The sequence below is a fragment of the Lactobacillus helveticus genome (genome assembly GCF_046109915.1).
GTDB classification, from domain to species: Bacteria; Bacillota; Bacilli; order Lactobacillales; family Lactobacillaceae; genus Lactobacillus; species Lactobacillus helveticus.
The window spans coordinates 756,478-770,983 of sequence record NZ_CP151471.1; the positions used below are offsets into that span (position 1 = coordinate 756,478).

Consider the following 14,506-nt stretch of genomic DNA (forward strand, 5'->3'; position numbering starts at 1 on the left):
AGGTGATAAATATGTCAAAGAAAAAGAATAAAAAAAACAAACTTGAAAAAACTTTAGTTGAAAAGATCTTAGATCAAAATAAGATCAAATATCGTCAAGCTTCATTTGCAGTCACCAAAGATAAAGGTGGCGTTGCACAGATGGACACTTCTATTCTAGAAGACAAAGAGCATTTAGTCTACAAAACGTTAGTCTGTGAAGGAAATAAAACTGGTCCATTAGTCGGAGTCGTTCCAATTACAGAGCATTTAAGCATGAAAAAATTAGCCAAAGTTTCCGGCAATAAAAAATGTGAAATGCTTCCTTTGAAGAAATTGGCTAAAACTACCGGTTATGTTCATGGAGCTAATACGCCAATTGGTATTTACTTCAAAGAAAAACTACCTATTTACTTAGATGATTCTATGAAAGACAACGAAGAAATTGCCGTTTCAAGTGGTGAATTAGGTCGAAGTGTTTTTTTAAATCCTGAAGATTTAGCAAAATTCTGTCATGCACCTTTTGTAGATCTAAAAGGATAAAAGCGCTTTCAAATTATTGCGTCATCATCTTCGTTTTATGTTAAACTAATCATGTACCGCATATAGAAACATGACAGATATAGAAGAAGATGACTGAACTGAATATATTATTAGGAATTGTTGGTTTTACAGTTGCTATGACTGCTGCGTTTATTGTTACAGCGGTGGCAATTTCAAATTAACCAAAATAAAATTGATAACATATTACATATATAAAAAGAGCAGCTTCATGTTGCTCTTTTTGTTTGCTTTCAGTTTGCCTTTCGTTATTAAGATAACTTTATTTTTCTAAAATTTTTATCTTATATACTGCCGTAACTCTTTTCACAGATTAGTATTTTTTACAAAATAATTACAATTATTGGGTACGATTGTTATTTTTTGTGCTAAGCTACATGTGTTAAAAATAATAAGCAAAGATGTTATATAACTTTTAACATTAAATCTTCCAAATTTCTAAAATACAAGGGGTTTAAAAGAATGAAACACAAAAATTTGGTTTTAGAAAATTATCTGTTGGCTTAGCTGCTGTTGCTCTTGGCACTACCTTTTTCTTAAGTAATGGTCAACTTGTTCACGCTGATGTAGAAAATGATACACAAGCTTCAGAGGCAAAAACTGAAGAAGTTGATAGTCAATCTCAATCAACTCAAAATCATGATGAAGATGTTGCAAAAGATGATCAAGCTAACCAATCTCAACAGGTAAAGGAAGAAAACGATTCTGCGGTTAATAAACAACCTGCTGCACAAAAAGATGATGAAGCAACTACTACTTTAAAGGTGGCTCAACATCCACAAACGCTCAATTCAAAACAACTGGAAGAAAGTAAAATCAACTCTAGTGATGTCACTATTAAAACCAATGATACAGACAAAGATACTGTAAATAACCTCAAAAAAGATACTTTAATAGCTTGTCAAGACCCAATTAAAGTTAACGTTAATATTAATTTCAAAAATGCTAATAAAGATATTACCAAAAACAATCCTATTCAAATTGCTGTCACTAATGCAGATGCAGACAATCAATTTAATCATATTAAGGTAAATACTAAAATTAGCAATAATGGTGATTGGAACATCCAATATGCAGATAATGGTATTTATAATGCACGTGGAAAGGCACTTCCTCTCCAACAGAATTGAAATTTAATTTTCATATTCTAGGAGACGATAGCACCATTAAAACTCCAACCATGGTAGCTCCCGTAGTAACAGTTAAATATGATGATAAAACAATACCTTCAACCCCTACTCCACTTTATCAAAAGGAATACACTCCATTTGAAGACAAAGTTAATGAATATGAGTTAATTAAAGGCTTTCATTTAGCAGAAACAACTGTAAAAAAAGAAAGTGAGTATGGTAACATCGGTGCCACTGATTACGATTTAATTAAAAATATTGATCCTAATGCCAAGATTACTAATGGAACAGTAGAATCAAATTCTGATCAAACTATCTATCAATGGGGTATTTATTTCAATTATAGTAAGGTGCTAAATAAAGATTGGAATGAATTACTGGATCCTAACTTCCAAGCCAAATTCGGTGGAGCACAAAAATTACTACCTACTTCTATTAAAGTATTCGAAGTTCCAAGTGATCTTTTACAAAATGGAAATGGAATTCGATTTGGAATTGGTGATAAGCTCCCGATACACCAAAATATAATCAATTTATAACTAATTGGAAAAAAGATAATAACGGCTATGCACCTACTATCTATAATTACATTACTTACGGTGCTAATGGATTACAACGTACACAGTTTGGTCAAGCATTAACTAAAGATTCTAAAGATAATACGATTACCTTTGGTAAAAAAGAAGGCAACACTACTTTTAATGCTGATAGTTCTTTAGGTAATAATGTAAATGGTAATACCGCCTACTTCATTCAGTTAGATACACTTAGCACGGTGTCTCCAGGCTCCATTCCAGTGCTTATTACGTCTAATTTTAAAGGTAGTGGGAAGAGCCAAGAAACGTATACTGAACCATTTTATTATGGAACAGCATCTAGTGATTCTGAACAAGAAGATATTAAAACTGTTACCCAACATGCTTCAGTTACTGAAAATGTTAACTATTACTATGAAAATGGTCCACATGCATCAAATCCTGTAACTGATAAACCAAATACGACAATAACTGTAACTTATACTCGTACTGGTACTTATGACGCAACAAAAGATCCTAATGGGAACCACATTGAATGGAGTGAATGGACTCCAGATAAAGATCAACCTCAATTTAGTGAAATCATATATCTAATACAGTCAGAGGCGTTGAAAATTCTGATCCAGCAACATATGCATTAAATAGTAAGGATATTAAGATCCGAACTAATGATAATAACGCAAACATTGATTTAATCAATTCTAATAATGGTTCTACAAGTATTAAAGGACTTTCATTAGATGGTAAAAATAACACTTATGAAATACCAACTTCTAATTGGGCAAATGGTACCAAAACTACCTACACTATCACTATTCCATACAAACTTCATGAAAACATCACCATTCACTATATTGATGAAGATAGTAAAAAAGAAATTGGTAATCCTTCTGTAATCTCTAACTAAGAACCACTATCTGTCACAACTATCAACCCTGCAACTAATGTCATTGAAAACTTACCTAACCATCATTATATTCTTGATACAACTGCAACAGATGGTAAAAATAATAATTTTGTTCTAAATGATGTGGTAATGTCAGATGGGACTACATTAAATCTTGATCAAAGTAATAACTTCTCACAAACTATCGCTTTGTCAAAAGACCAAAACCATGTTAATAGTTATGCAGCTAAAAACTTGGTCTTTGACAATACAGAGAAGCCAAATGATCAAGTATACTATGTATATTTCACCCATGAAACAGAAAAGCAAACACAAACTGCTACTGTAAACGAAGTAGTCAAAGGCTACTACGAAAATGGTCCAAAGCAAGGTCATCCTGTCCCAGATCGCTTCCAACCTAAAGACTATGATCTCTACTTTGTTCGTACACAAGATGTTGATCTAGTTACTGGCGTTAAAAAGGATTGGACTAATTGGTCACTCGATGCTAAGAAGACCAGTACTAATAATGATGGTCTTTCATTCAAGGCCATTCCATTTAAAGATCTTTACCAAGAATTAGATGATGGCTACACCATTGATCCTAATGGCAAATTTATCATCACCGATAACACTGGCAAACATGAAAGCGAACAAGCTTTAATTGTCAAAGGTAAAAACGGTGAAATCAAAGTAATTCCATTTAACAATGATGGAATTACTGCTTTACCAGAAAATGGCGTAATCGGTATTCAAGTTCCATATGCTATAACTACTCCTGCCCCAGAACCACAACCAGAGCCTAAGCCACAACCTAAACCAACACCTAAGCCACAAAACCAGATAAGCCTGTAACTCCTACTCCAACTAAGACGCCTAAGCACAAGAAACATATTCCTAAGAAGAATCATTCATGGAGCACTAACCATAATCCAAATGGTGAAAGCTTAGACCACAACAAGAAGAAGGATTACAACTATAACTACGTTCCTAAGGGTGAAGATTACAACCATAATATTGGTCCTAAGGGTCAAAATATCCCTACTAAGCAAAGTAATTTAGTTTCTTCAAAAGCAGATCATAACTCTGCTTCAGCCAATACTCTTCCAGAAACTGGTGAAAAGAAATCCAACTTAGGCGTAATTGGATTAAGTTTGGCAGCTGTAGCTGGCTTAATGGGATTAGCTATCAAAAAGCGTAAAAATTAAACAATAGCGCAAAAAATAAGGCTCCTGAAAAATCAGTAGTCTTATTTTTCATTTAGCACGACTTGGAATTTCAATAGTTGTCTTAGCAATAATGTGATCTTTAACTTTGTCTAAAAATTCATTTAGATAATAACCATCTTTTAATTCCAATTCATGATCTAAGGCATAAACAGTTAATGAATAGTTATGCGTCTTATCTGGTGGCATAGGACCTGTATAGCCCAATACTGGTCTTGAATCTTTTGGCAAAAACTTACTAATATTGCTGTTATAGCCTTGAACAAAATCAATATTTTGATGATATTGACTAATATCAGCAGGAATATCTTTGACAGGCAAGTTTGCAGCTAACCAATGAATCCAAGTAAAACCACAAACTGGAACTGAATCATAATCATGAAAATAAACTGCTAAAGCTTTTGCATCTTTGGGCACGTCAGAAACAAAAATAGGAAAAGAGCGGCTAGGCTTGCCTTCAATTTTTTGGTCTGCAGGTGCAAATTTGCCATAACGGTCAAATAAGTAACCGTTCATTGTTGGTATTTCGATTTTCATATTATCACCTCATGTTCATTATATTAGCCCTTGACTCAAAAAGGCTATCAAAAGCAAATTAAAAGAGCCAGAAAATCTGACTCTTTTTGCTATTCAATTTATTTAATCTGCATGTCTCCACTTCTTGTCTGTTAAGATACGTGCGGCAAGCAATCCTAACGGAAGTGCAATAACGATCATCAATGCTTCAGTAATCCAGTAAGCACCAATATTGATATTAGTAATACCGAGGTTGAAAACTGCGCGGTACATATACAGCCCTGGAACCATAATTACGATTGAAGGAACCGTAATTGCAATTCGTGGGAAACCAACCTTTTGTCTAACAATACTTGCTAAAAGCCCTGAAACAAGAGCTCCAATAAAGGCAGCCAGGGCTGGTGCCATATGACCATAATCAACTAAGCTAAGACGTAAAGTGTTCGCCATAGCACCCATGATTGCGGCAGTTGCGGCCATATTAGGACGACTGTTAAACATGATTGAGAAGCCGAATACCCCACAAAAACTAGCAATCAAACGCAAGAATGTTAGCATCCCTGAATTGAGATTCAACTTAGGCATAGAACCCGGATGCAAATTCAAAATCGTAGCCACTGCCCAGCCTGACATAGTGGCAATCGTAATTATCAAAAGTGCATAGGTCATTCGTTCAAGCCCAGATCTCATATCCAGCTTAGACATGTCCAGTCCTGACGTAATGAACGGAAATCCCGGAATTACGAACAGCATTGCACCGATATAGCCATAAGCATGATGATAATCTAAGTGGAAAATCATTTTGCCAATATGGAAAGATAAAAAGTAAACCGCACAAGCTACTGCAACGGCTACCGCAATTTTAGCTACAAGAGTCATCTTGCGCTTGCCCATAAGTGCTCGTACATAATTACCTACTCCTGCACCTAAAAAGGCACAAATGACTTCAGGCAAGCCGCCACCTAGCAAAAAGATAAAGCCTGCACAGGCTAAACCAGAACTAAGACCAGCAATTGCTGCTGAATAAGCTGATTTTTGATTTTCGATCTCACTCAAACGCTTGTGAATTTGACCAATCTTCCAATTACCGTGCCCAGCTTCAAACTGACGAACGAATTTTTCTAACTCATTCAACTTGGTCATGTTCACACCCGTTGCTGGCAAAGACAATGTCTGTGAATATGATTCATTGTCTACGTCAAAACAAGTATATTCAATTGAAACTAAGCCAATATCTGTTGAACAGGTAATCCCCAAAGTTCTAGCGATCGTATCCATCGAATCCCGCACACGCCAAGCACCGGTTCCGCAGCTCAGCAGCATAATCCCTACTCGGCCAACGATCGATGCTTTTTCAACTAGAGTAGCATCCTGTGCCATTGTCTTATTATCACTCTTGAAGAACTCCTCCCATAAAATCTTCATGTGATGTTTTTGCGACAAATGATATTCTCGTTCCTTTTCCTTCATTAGACTAATTTCTTTCCCTCATTTTTAAATTCGATTAAAATACGCTTCTCTATTTTAACACAGTAATTTTGAGTGGAACGTATTTTATATTTTTCAAAAATTAAGCATTCCATTTTACTATTTTAAATCTATAATGAATATATGAATTAAAAATAAAGGACGGTTTATAGTGGCACAATTAACTGATGAACAACTTGCTAGTATTGCTCATGATTTTTATCTCAGCAAGCTAAATATTGCGGAAATTTCACAAAAATATAACCTATCACGCTATTTAATCGCCAAGGCACTAGATGACGCGGAAATGCGTGGCATTGTTAAAATTAAAATCACGCAAGGCATCAAACGCAACCAAGTTTTGGAGCGAAAATTTCAAAAATTATTTGGTTTAAAAGAAGTCTTTATTTTAAAGGATTCAGAACATGGTAGCGATGATGGTGAAGCTGTGGTTAATTTTGCGGCTGAGCAAATTCAAACATATTTGCAAAATACCCGTATCGCTGGTCTCACCTGGGGCAGCACAGTGCGCAGCGTCATTAACAACTTTAATGAAGAAAACTTTAATAAGCTTTGCTTCGTTCAGCTCTTAGGTCACGCCATCAATTCAAATCGTCGCAAAAATCCTTTGATGCAAGAAGCAGCTGAAAAATTCCATGCTAAAAGCTTAGGCTTGCCTACGCCACTTTATATCTTGAATCCTAAGATTATTCCAGCTTTAAAAAAAGAGCCCTACTTCAAAGTAATTGAAAACTGCTACCATAACTTAGACCTCCTCTTTACGGGTCTGGGCACTATTGAATCATTTAAGACTAATCCATTTTTGGATAAAAACTATGGTCCTAGACTATTCCAAAACATCCCGGAAGAACAAGTAGCTGGTTTTATTATGGGACGGCCTTACAATATCAACGGTGAATTTTTCTCTGATTTTGAAAAACATATCTGCGGTATATCAATGAATGACATCACGCGAACACCAATCCGCTTCTGCATCGTCCGCAATCGGTTCAAGTCAAAAGCATTATTAGGCGCTTTGCGCAGCGGTATCATCACACACCTAGTTATTAACGATGGTCTAACTCAACGTGTATTGCGCGAAGCAGATTAACTTTTAGGGGGGATAATATGAAAAAATCAAAATATGATCTATGGATCGGAGCAATCAATTTAATTAACTGCTGCCTATTCATCTGTTCTTGGTTTGCAATCTTTGGAGCAGATTTCACAGCTAAAATCGCCTTCTTTTTCTATCTGTTTGCTTGGATAGGCGTAATTCTTAACGCAATTGCTATTGTCCAATCACATAATTTAAGCATTTCACTAGTAGGACCAATCTTAGGCGTTATAGGCAATGCACTTTATGGTTTTACAGCAGTATTAGCATTGCCTGCAGTGATTATTAACATCATTTCTGCATTCTTTATTTTTATGCAACATAATAATAAGAAAAAAGGATAATCAGATTAACTTTTCGATAAATCCGATCTACAATGACGGTAGATGTGATAATTATGGAATTTAGAGTAGATGACTGTATTCCAGATGTTGAAACAATTATGGCCTTAGCCGAGGATATCGCTGATTTTGATTTAAATGCCAAAAACCAGAAGATGTTCACGTAGGAAGGATTATCAATGCCTAAAGTTGCCCGAAGAAATTTGAATATAAAAATGCATCCCTGATCAACAAAAAAGATCGAGGGATGCATTTTTTTAGCCTAAATATGAAATTGCCACTTGCAATTGGGCCAGCTTCATTGCTGCCTGAGCCACATTTTTGCGATCAACATCAACATAAATCTCACAATGTTCTTCATCAAACTGATAGCCTGATCCAAGAGCGATATCTGCCGCAGTCTCATACAATTCCATATCTTCTTGATTAGGATCAAGTTTAAACAAAATACGACCGCCATCACTTACCCGGCAATTATCTTCATCTTCCTTAACCCACACATAAACGGTGTCACCATAAGAATCAATCATCATTGTAGCAATTTGCATGGTTTGATCATCAACCCATATAATCTTGGTCTGATCGGCCGCATATTGACCAATTTCATTATCTAATTTTTTTAGTTCGTCCTGTTTCATTTTTACCTCTAACTACTAGTTCATTATTATCATAATTTTAATTGTAACATATCCAGCTTTTCTGCTACATCCCCTTGACGGTAACCGCTTTCCAATTATACGGTATTATTATCACAAAACGGAGAAAAAATATGAAAAAACAAGATTTATCTGTTAAAAATGTTGTCGCTATGGGAATCGGTTCGGCTATCTATGTTATCCTGGCCCGTTTCACCTCTATTCCAACTCCTATTCCTAATACCAACATTGAGCTAGTCTTCCCATTTTTGGCTCTTTTTGCCGCAATCTACGGCGCTAAAGTTGGCTTTGCAGTAGGTTTTATCGGCCATACTTTATCTGATTTTATCATGTATGGTCAAACATGGTGGAGCTGGGTTTTGGCTACCGGTGTATTAGGTTTGATTATTGGATTAGCCAGCAAAAAGCTTGATCCTAAAAATGGTATTTTTGGCATTAAACAAATTCTGCTGTTTAATATTGTTCAAATCTTTGCCAATATCATAGCCTGGATAGTGGTTGCTCCTATCGGAGATATTATCATTTACAGCGAACCTGCCAACAAAGTTTTTGTTCAAGGAATTAGTGCTACCCTCTCTAACGGCATCACTATCCTAGTAGTCGGCACGCTTTTATTAAAGGCTTATGCTGGTACCAAAATTAAAAAAGGCAGTTTACGTAAAGAAGATTAGAAAGACTTAGGCATGACTGAACCTATTATTACTTTTAAAAACTTTTCATTTAAATATGACAGCCAAGCATTCCCTACGCTACAGGACATTAATTTAACTATTAATCGCGGTGAAAAAATATTAATTGCAGGGCCATCTGGCAGTGGCAAATCAACTATTGGTCGCTGCATCAACGGTCTGATTCCTAATATTGATACTGGAACAATTACTGGTGAATGCTTAATTAATGGCAAAAATATCAAAAAAACCGACCTCTTTGACTTATCATTCACTACATCAACCATCTTGCAGGACACTGACAGTCAATTCATCGGTTTAACTGTCGGTGAAGACATCGCTTTTGCATTAGAAAACGATTGTCGTCCGCAGAATAAGATTAGACAGACTGTTCACCGCTGGGCCGATGAATTAGAGATCAGCCATTTATTAAAGCAGGCACCACAGAGTTTATCTGGTGGGCAAAAGCAGACCGTAGCACTTGCTGGCGTCTTAATTGACGAATCTCCTATTCTGTTATTCGATGAACCACTGGCCAACTTAGACCCTGCTTCAGGGATGAAAACGATGGCGTTAATCGATCAAATTCAAAAGGAATTAAATAATGCGACGGTAATTATCATTGAGCACCGTTTAGAAGAGGTGCTCAGCCAGCCTATCGATCGTGTCATTTTAGTTAATGATGGCAAAATTATCGCTGATAAATCACCTAATGACTTGCTTCATCAAAATAAGTTAGAAGATATCGGTGTAAGAAGCCCTCTTTATCTAACTGCCTTAGTCAAAGCTGCTGTTGATTTAGATACGATTCCTGATCTAACTTCAATAGAGGCTTTGCCTGATGATGCTAAGATTGGACAAAAATTGCAAGAATGGACAGACGATGCTTCCTTAATTTCTACTAAAGAAGAAAAGCATTCCTTGCTTGAACTAAAAGGCGTGGGACATCGCTACAATCACTTGCAGGTTAATCCATTGCGTGATGTTACAACCACTATTAATAAGGGCGATTTTGTGTCTATTGTAGGACAAAACGGTGCAGGTAAAACTACGCTCTGCCGCATTATTTGCGGTTTTATTCCCAATGAAGGCAAAATCTTATTTGATGACAATGACCTATCACAATACTCTATTAAGCAAATTTCTGAAAAAATTGGCTATGTCATGCAAGATCCAAATCAGATGATCTCACAAAAGATGATTTTCGATGAAGTTGCCTTGGGGTTACGTCTACGTGGCTACAGCAAAGAAGAAATCAAGGATAAGGTTTTTGAGACTTTAAAAATCTGTGGCCTTTACCCTTACCGCCATTGGCCAATCTCTGCCTTGAGTTTTGGTCAAAAAAAGCGCGTTACCATCGCCGCTATCCTAGTTCTTGAACCTGACGTAATCATCTTAGATGAGCCAACCGCTGGTCAAGATTGGAAGACCTACACGGAAATCATGAGCTTTTTAAAGAAGTTAAACGATCAAGGCAAGACTATCATGATTATTACGCATGATATGTACTTGATGATGGAATACACTAATCGCTCATTGGTTTTTGCCGATGGAAAACTAATTGCGGACACTGAGCCGATTAGATTATTAACCGAAAACAGTTTAATTAAAAAGGCTTCTCTTAAAAGAACTAGTCTTTATGACCTAGCACGTAAATATAATCTAAAGGATCCTAATTACTTCGTCCGTGCCTATGTCGATTCAGAAAGGACCAGTAAAAATGCATGATCAAAACCAGATTCTAGGCTACCAGCCTGGCACCAGCTTTATTTATCAATTAAATGCTACTACGAAGCTAATCTTCATGTTGCTGGTCTCAGCCGCTTGTATGATCACTTATGATACACGCTTCTTACTTGCAATCTGTGTCTTCTCCATTATTTTATTCAAAGAAGCACAAATCAAATGGTCGCAGATTTCCTTTATTGTGAAATTTATCGTTGCCTTCATGATTTTAAACTTAATCTTCGTTTATCTCTTTCAACCAACCTATGGTCAAGAAATTTATCATTCACGCAGTATTCTAATTCATGCTGGCTACTTCACTCTAACAATTCAGGAAGTTTTCTACTTATTCAATCTGCTGCTAAAGTATATCTGCTCAATCCCGATTGTCTTATTATTCTTGTTGACGACCAATCCGAGCCAATTCGCCGCTAGTTTAAACAAAATTGGCATTAGTTATAAAATTTCTTATGCTGTGGCACTGGCCTTACGCTATATTCCCGATATTCAGAATTCATATTGGGCAATCTCCGTTGCCCAGCAAGCTCGAGGCAACGAATTGTCAAAAAAGGCTAAGTTATCGCAACGAATCAAAGGCACTTTAAACATTATTATGCCGCTCATCTTCTCTAGTCTGGAGAGAATCGATACCATCAGTACGGCCATGCAGTTAAGACGCTTTGGTTCTAAGAAGAAAAGAACTTGGTATGTAGCTCAATCTTTTAAGAAAGAAGATTATTGGGTGATGGGATTGTCGGTCTTAGCTATTTTAATAGTAATTTTGCTCTGGCAATTGAATCACGGCCGCTTTTATAATCCATTCATGTAGCAAAAAAGGACTAATTTTGCATTAGTCCTTTTTATGTTTCTTCTTTTTATCATCGTCATCAATCGTGACAACTTCTGGCTTCTTAGGAATTGGCGGTGTAATAACTTCATAGTTACGCAACCGTTTTTCTAAGTAATCATCTAGTCGCTGCGTTATATCTTCATGAACAATAACTGCCATACACTCACCTTCCTTTTCTACATTATATATTAGAAATGCAAGTTAAATAAAGTGATAACCAAATAAGTCATACCGCTAGCAATTACTGGACCGGCGGCTACCCCTTTAAATACTACTACGCCGATGATCGTTCCTAAAACAAGTGCGACAGTTACTTGCGGTACGGCTGCCAACTGATCAACGCCATATCTTGATAAAATAGCTACGGCGATCCCGGCTAAAATAGCGATCCAACCTGCTGGCGATTTGAAGGTATTGATTAGCTCCTTAAAACCAATCTGTCCGGTAGCAATTGGAATTAAGATTGCTACTGAAATAACGGTAACGCCCCAATTAATTCCTTTGGCTTGAATCACTGGCAGCCACTTGCTGGCAAATGGAATTAATTTTAATGCCATTACCACGCCTGTAGCGATGATCAACGACATGTTTTTACCAACTAAGGCTACAACTAATACTAATGCTAAAAATAGCCAACTCTCCATATTCTTCCCCTTCATTTCATCTATCTTTCTTTTTAAATTTACACAAGAAAAAAGTTAGTGAAGATGGCTCACTAACTTTCAATTAGAATATTTTCATTATAACTAAATCTGCTTGAAAATAGAATTAGAGACCGTAAAATAGTTTGTGTAAGGATGAATGATTCCTTAAATTAATTTCTTAAAATATTAGAAAAAGGAGTTCCTTTCTCGTATGATTGGTTTAAACAAAAAAAACATACAGAAAGAAGAACTCCTTCATGAATGATTTTACCAAAAATATGGCACAAGCTCTATTCAATCAAGACAAAATAAACAATTTATTGTGCAAAGAACTCCAGCAAGCAGTTAATGACCTATTGAAAGCTGAACTGACTGCGTTTTTAGGCTATGATCCTTATGCCAGAGCTGGCTGGAATACAGGCAGTTCACGCAATGGTGTTTACTTTCGCAAGGTTGATACGCAGTTTGGCGAGATTGAAATCCAGGTGCCACGAGACCGTAACGACCTGTTTCATCAGCACACGCTGCCTGACTACAAGCAGCACTCCGATGTTTTGGAAAGTATGATTATCAAGCTATATTCCAAAGGCGTAACCACCAGAGAAATAGCCGACTTGATTGAAAAGATGTATGGCAGTCATTACAGCCTAGCTCAGGTATCTAACATCTCCAAGCAGATGATTCCAAAAATTGAGGCCTATCATCAGCGCAAACTCAGTGACAAGTTCTTCTGCGTTTATTTTGACGCTACCTACATTCCTCTGCGCCGCATAACCTTTGATCGTGAAGCAGTTTATATTGCCATTGGCATCAAGCCTAATGGCCACAAGGAAGTCATCGATTACCGCATTGATCCTAGCGAAAACGTCGAGAATTGGACGGAAATGCTTCAAGACATGAAGTCTCGCGGTCTAGAACAGGTTGAGCTCTTTCTTTCAGATGGCGTTGTTGGTATGAAGACAGTGCTGGAACAGACTTATCCCAAAGCCCATTTTCAACGCTGTCTAGTACATGTCATGCGCAATATCTGCGCTAAAGTACGCGTAGATGATCGCGAAATGATCATGAATGAATTCAAGCAAATCCATCAACAGCCAAATAAAGAAGCTGCGATCAAAGTCTTGCACGTCTTCTATGACAAGTGGAACAGAGCTTATAATCATGTCATCAGAAACCTCAAGGGGATTGAGCCAGATCTGCTGGTCTTTTATGACTATCCTAAACAAATCAGGGCCTCAATTTACTCCACCAATATGATCGAATCCTTTAACAACGTTATCAAGCGTAAAGCTAAGCCTAAAGCAGAGTTTCCAACTGAACAGTCGCTTGATACTTTTATTGGCATTCAGGCAATGAGCTACAACGAACGCTATTTCAATCGAATCCACAAAGGTTTTGGTCAGGTTCAGGATACCTTAGAATCCTACTTTGACTAAATAAAAGATTTAAAAATCGATCTACGAGAAAAATCTATTTACACAAACTATTTGACAGTGTCTAGAATTATTTTTTCTCAAGTCAAAATAAGTGAAAACTTATTATAAAAATGTCATAATAAAGATACTCAGAAAAATATATGTATACGCAGAGCCTATCTACCAAGATAGGCTCATTTTTGTAGTAAAAAAGCTAATCCTTGGTAGATTGGCTTTTTAGGTTAGTACATTTTTAGGGATTGAATTTAATTTTTCAACACGATTTTCTTCCATTTACGAATCTTGACTCTAAAATTTGTAAATGGCGCAACACTATTAATATGAATCCATTTATAGAGTGGCCATTTTGCTTTGGAAGTAGCCCACCTCCTTTGTTCAGGTTCAAACAACTCCTTATCACTTAACGTTTCCACCCAAGCACATAATTCTGCGACTTTTACATCTAACTGTTGAATCTGTTCAGCTAAAGAGACTGAACCATATTTTTGGTAAAACAATTGATAAAGTTCACCCAAATTATTCCACTTATACCCTTCTGCTGGAGTTTGCACTTTGATTCCAGCTTTTTCCTTTTCTTCCCATTCAATTAATAAGGTCACCCAGCCTAATTGATAAGACAGATTTTCAGACGGTGTTCTATCTACTTTTTCAACTCGCTTATCTTTTAACTCTTCTGGGATATCTTCAAATTCAGCAATATATTTTTGGTAACATTTTTTGAGTTCTGTAATTAGTTCTTCTTTATTTGCGTAAGTTTTCATTTGAAGCA

At 36.5% G+C, this 14,506-nt stretch carries 18 protein-coding genes and 1 pseudogene; 13 read left to right on the top strand and 6 right to left on the bottom strand.

Going from position 1 to position 14,506, the window contains the following annotated elements:
• Positions 1-11: 11 nt before the first annotated feature.
• The 7 genes and pseudogenes from AADV52_RS03890 to AADV52_RS03920 all read left to right on the top strand — a co-directional run bounded on the left by AADV52_RS03890 (position 12) and on the right by AADV52_RS03920 (position 4,299).
• Positions 12-521 carry an aminoacyl-tRNA deacylase gene (locus AADV52_RS03890; protein ID WP_014918926.1) on the top strand — a complete coding sequence of 170 codons (510 nt, stop codon included), beginning with the start codon at positions 12-14 and terminating at the stop codon, positions 519-521.
• Between the two features lie 491 nt (positions 522-1,012).
• Positions 1,013-1,081, top strand: a pseudogene (locus AADV52_RS03895) (YSIRK-type signal peptide-containing protein); the annotation flags it as partial.
• A 222-nt stretch (positions 1,082-1,303) separates the two neighbouring features.
• Positions 1,304-1,669: a hypothetical protein gene (locus tag AADV52_RS03900; RefSeq protein WP_014918927.1), complete on the top strand. Its 366-nt coding sequence runs from the start codon at positions 1,304-1,306 to the stop codon at positions 1,667-1,669.
• Positions 1,670-1,719: 50 nt separating this feature from the next.
• Positions 1,720-2,208 carry a hypothetical protein gene (locus AADV52_RS03905; RefSeq protein WP_041808748.1) on the top strand — a complete coding sequence of 163 codons (489 nt, stop codon included), beginning with the start codon at positions 1,720-1,722 and terminating at the stop codon, positions 2,206-2,208.
• Positions 2,209-2,444: 236 nt separating this feature from the next.
• The gene (locus tag AADV52_RS03910) at positions 2,445-2,846 is read left to right on the top strand and encodes a mucin-binding protein (protein WP_014918929.1); all 402 of its coding nucleotides are present in this window, start codon (positions 2,445-2,447) and stop codon (positions 2,844-2,846) included.
• A 395-nt stretch (positions 2,847-3,241) separates the two neighbouring features.
• The gene (locus tag AADV52_RS03915; protein WP_014918930.1) at positions 3,242-3,946 is read left to right on the top strand and encodes a hypothetical protein; all 705 of its coding nucleotides are present in this window, start codon (positions 3,242-3,244) and stop codon (positions 3,944-3,946) included.
• A gap of 182 nt (positions 3,947-4,128) precedes the next feature.
• The gene (locus tag AADV52_RS03920) at positions 4,129-4,299 is read left to right on the top strand and encodes an LPXTG cell wall anchor domain-containing protein (RefSeq protein WP_227028484.1); all 171 of its coding nucleotides are present in this window, start codon (positions 4,129-4,131) and stop codon (positions 4,297-4,299) included.
• Positions 4,300-4,347: 48 nt separating this feature from the next.
• Here the strand turns inward: AADV52_RS03920 and AADV52_RS03925 are convergent, their stop codons facing one another.
• On the bottom strand, positions 4,348-4,854 hold the full coding sequence (locus AADV52_RS03925; RefSeq protein WP_409045318.1) for a YbhB/YbcL family Raf kinase inhibitor-like protein: 507 nt from the start codon (positions 4,852-4,854) through the stop codon (positions 4,348-4,350).
• A 102-nt stretch (positions 4,855-4,956) separates the two neighbouring features.
• Positions 4,957-6,303, bottom strand: a complete 1,347-nt coding sequence (locus AADV52_RS03930; protein WP_014918932.1) for a threonine/serine ThrE exporter family protein — start codon at positions 6,301-6,303, stop codon at positions 4,957-4,959.
• Between the two features lie 169 nt (positions 6,304-6,472).
• On the opposite strand from AADV52_RS03930, the gene AADV52_RS03935 reads away from it, so the two are divergent.
• Both AADV52_RS03935 and AADV52_RS03940 read left to right on the top strand, forming a co-directional pair.
• On the top strand, positions 6,473-7,411 hold the full coding sequence (locus AADV52_RS03935) for a sugar-binding transcriptional regulator (RefSeq protein ID WP_014918933.1): 939 nt from the start codon (positions 6,473-6,475) through the stop codon (positions 7,409-7,411).
• Positions 7,412-7,428: 17 nt separating this feature from the next.
• Complete coding sequence (locus tag AADV52_RS03940; RefSeq protein WP_014918934.1) at positions 7,429-7,761, top strand: hypothetical protein; 333 nt, start codon at positions 7,429-7,431, stop codon at positions 7,759-7,761.
• A gap of 254 nt (positions 7,762-8,015) precedes the next feature.
• Here AADV52_RS03940 and AADV52_RS03945 read toward each other — a convergent pair whose 3' ends face one another.
• Complete coding sequence (locus tag AADV52_RS03945; protein WP_014918936.1) at positions 8,016-8,396, bottom strand: DUF1828 domain-containing protein; 381 nt, start codon at positions 8,394-8,396, stop codon at positions 8,016-8,018.
• A gap of 131 nt (positions 8,397-8,527) precedes the next feature.
• Between AADV52_RS03945 and AADV52_RS03950 the strand changes: the two genes are divergently transcribed.
• Genes AADV52_RS03950 through AADV52_RS03960 form a run of 3 tightly spaced genes read left to right on the top strand, consistent with a single transcriptional unit; the run spans position 8,528 to position 11,636 of the window.
• A complete protein-coding gene (locus AADV52_RS03950; protein ID WP_014918937.1) occupies positions 8,528-9,085 on the top strand; it encodes an ECF-type riboflavin transporter substrate-binding protein in 558 nt (185 codons plus the stop codon).
• A 12-nt stretch (positions 9,086-9,097) separates the two neighbouring features.
• Positions 9,098-10,810, top strand: a complete 1,713-nt coding sequence (locus AADV52_RS03955; RefSeq protein WP_014918938.1) for an ABC transporter ATP-binding protein — start codon at positions 9,098-9,100, stop codon at positions 10,808-10,810.
• The gene (locus tag AADV52_RS03960; RefSeq protein ID WP_014918939.1) at positions 10,803-11,636 is read left to right on the top strand and encodes an energy-coupling factor transporter transmembrane component T family protein; all 834 of its coding nucleotides are present in this window, start codon (positions 10,803-10,805) and stop codon (positions 11,634-11,636) included. Before AADV52_RS03955 ends, AADV52_RS03960 begins: the two co-directional genes overlap by 8 nt.
• 21 nt (positions 11,637-11,657) lie before the next feature.
• On the opposite strand, the gene AADV52_RS03965 is transcribed toward AADV52_RS03960, so the two are convergent.
• Positions 11,658-11,816, bottom strand: coding sequence for a hypothetical protein (locus tag AADV52_RS03965; RefSeq protein ID WP_003626603.1), 159 nt, complete (start codon positions 11,814-11,816; stop codon positions 11,658-11,660).
• Between the two features lie 29 nt (positions 11,817-11,845).
• Positions 11,846-12,301, bottom strand: a complete 456-nt coding sequence (locus tag AADV52_RS03970; RefSeq protein WP_014918940.1) for a DUF441 domain-containing protein — start codon at positions 12,299-12,301, stop codon at positions 11,846-11,848.
• Between the two features lie 257 nt (positions 12,302-12,558).
• Here AADV52_RS03970 and AADV52_RS03975 point away from each other — a divergent pair, with 257 nt between their 5' ends.
• The gene (locus AADV52_RS03975) at positions 12,559-13,737 is read left to right on the top strand and encodes an IS256 family transposase (RefSeq protein WP_014918941.1); all 1,179 of its coding nucleotides are present in this window, start codon (positions 12,559-12,561) and stop codon (positions 13,735-13,737) included.
• Positions 13,738-13,982: 245 nt separating this feature from the next.
• Here the strand turns inward: AADV52_RS03975 and AADV52_RS03980 are convergent, their stop codons facing one another.
• Complete coding sequence (locus tag AADV52_RS03980; RefSeq protein WP_014918942.1) at positions 13,983-14,498, bottom strand: ClbS/DfsB family four-helix bundle protein; 516 nt, start codon at positions 14,496-14,498, stop codon at positions 13,983-13,985.
• Positions 14,499-14,506 lie beyond the last annotated feature (8 nt).

Bases quoted from the DNA above. Each gene is read 5' to 3' on its own strand.
- AADV52_RS03890 (WP_014918926.1), top strand. From the start codon at position 12: ATGTCAAAGAAAAAGAATAAAAAAAACAAACTTGAAAAAACTTTAGTT.
- AADV52_RS03905 (WP_041808748.1), top strand. From the start codon at position 1,720: ATGGTAGCTCCCGTAGTAACAGTTAAATATGATGATAAAACAATACCT.
- AADV52_RS03915 (WP_014918930.1), top strand. From the start codon at position 3,242: ATGTCAGATGGGACTACATTAAATCTTGATCAAAGTAATAACTTCTCA.
- AADV52_RS03925 (WP_409045318.1), bottom strand. From the start codon at position 4,854: ATGAAAATCGAAATACCAACAATGAACGGTTACTTATTTGACCGTTAT.
- AADV52_RS03930 (WP_014918932.1), bottom strand. From the start codon at position 6,303: ATGAAGGAAAAGGAACGAGAATATCATTTGTCGCAAAAACATCACATG.
- AADV52_RS03940 (WP_014918934.1), top strand. From the start codon at position 7,429: ATGAAAAAATCAAAATATGATCTATGGATCGGAGCAATCAATTTAATT.
- AADV52_RS03945 (WP_014918936.1), bottom strand. From the start codon at position 8,396: ATGAAACAGGACGAACTAAAAAAATTAGATAATGAAATTGGTCAATAT.
- AADV52_RS03950 (WP_014918937.1), top strand. From the start codon at position 8,528: ATGAAAAAACAAGATTTATCTGTTAAAAATGTTGTCGCTATGGGAATC.
- AADV52_RS03955 (WP_014918938.1), top strand. From the start codon at position 9,098: ATGACTGAACCTATTATTACTTTTAAAAACTTTTCATTTAAATATGAC.
- AADV52_RS03960 (WP_014918939.1), top strand. From the start codon at position 10,803: ATGCATGATCAAAACCAGATTCTAGGCTACCAGCCTGGCACCAGCTTT.
- AADV52_RS03965 (WP_003626603.1), bottom strand. From the start codon at position 11,816: ATGGCAGTTATTGTTCATGAAGATATAACGCAGCGACTAGATGATTAC.
- AADV52_RS03970 (WP_014918940.1), bottom strand. From the start codon at position 12,301: ATGGAGAGTTGGCTATTTTTAGCATTAGTATTAGTTGTAGCCTTAGTT.
- AADV52_RS03975 (WP_014918941.1), top strand. From the start codon at position 12,559: ATGAATGATTTTACCAAAAATATGGCACAAGCTCTATTCAATCAAGAC.
- AADV52_RS03980 (WP_014918942.1), bottom strand. From the start codon at position 14,498: ATGAAAACTTACGCAAATAAAGAAGAACTAATTACAGAACTCAAAAAA.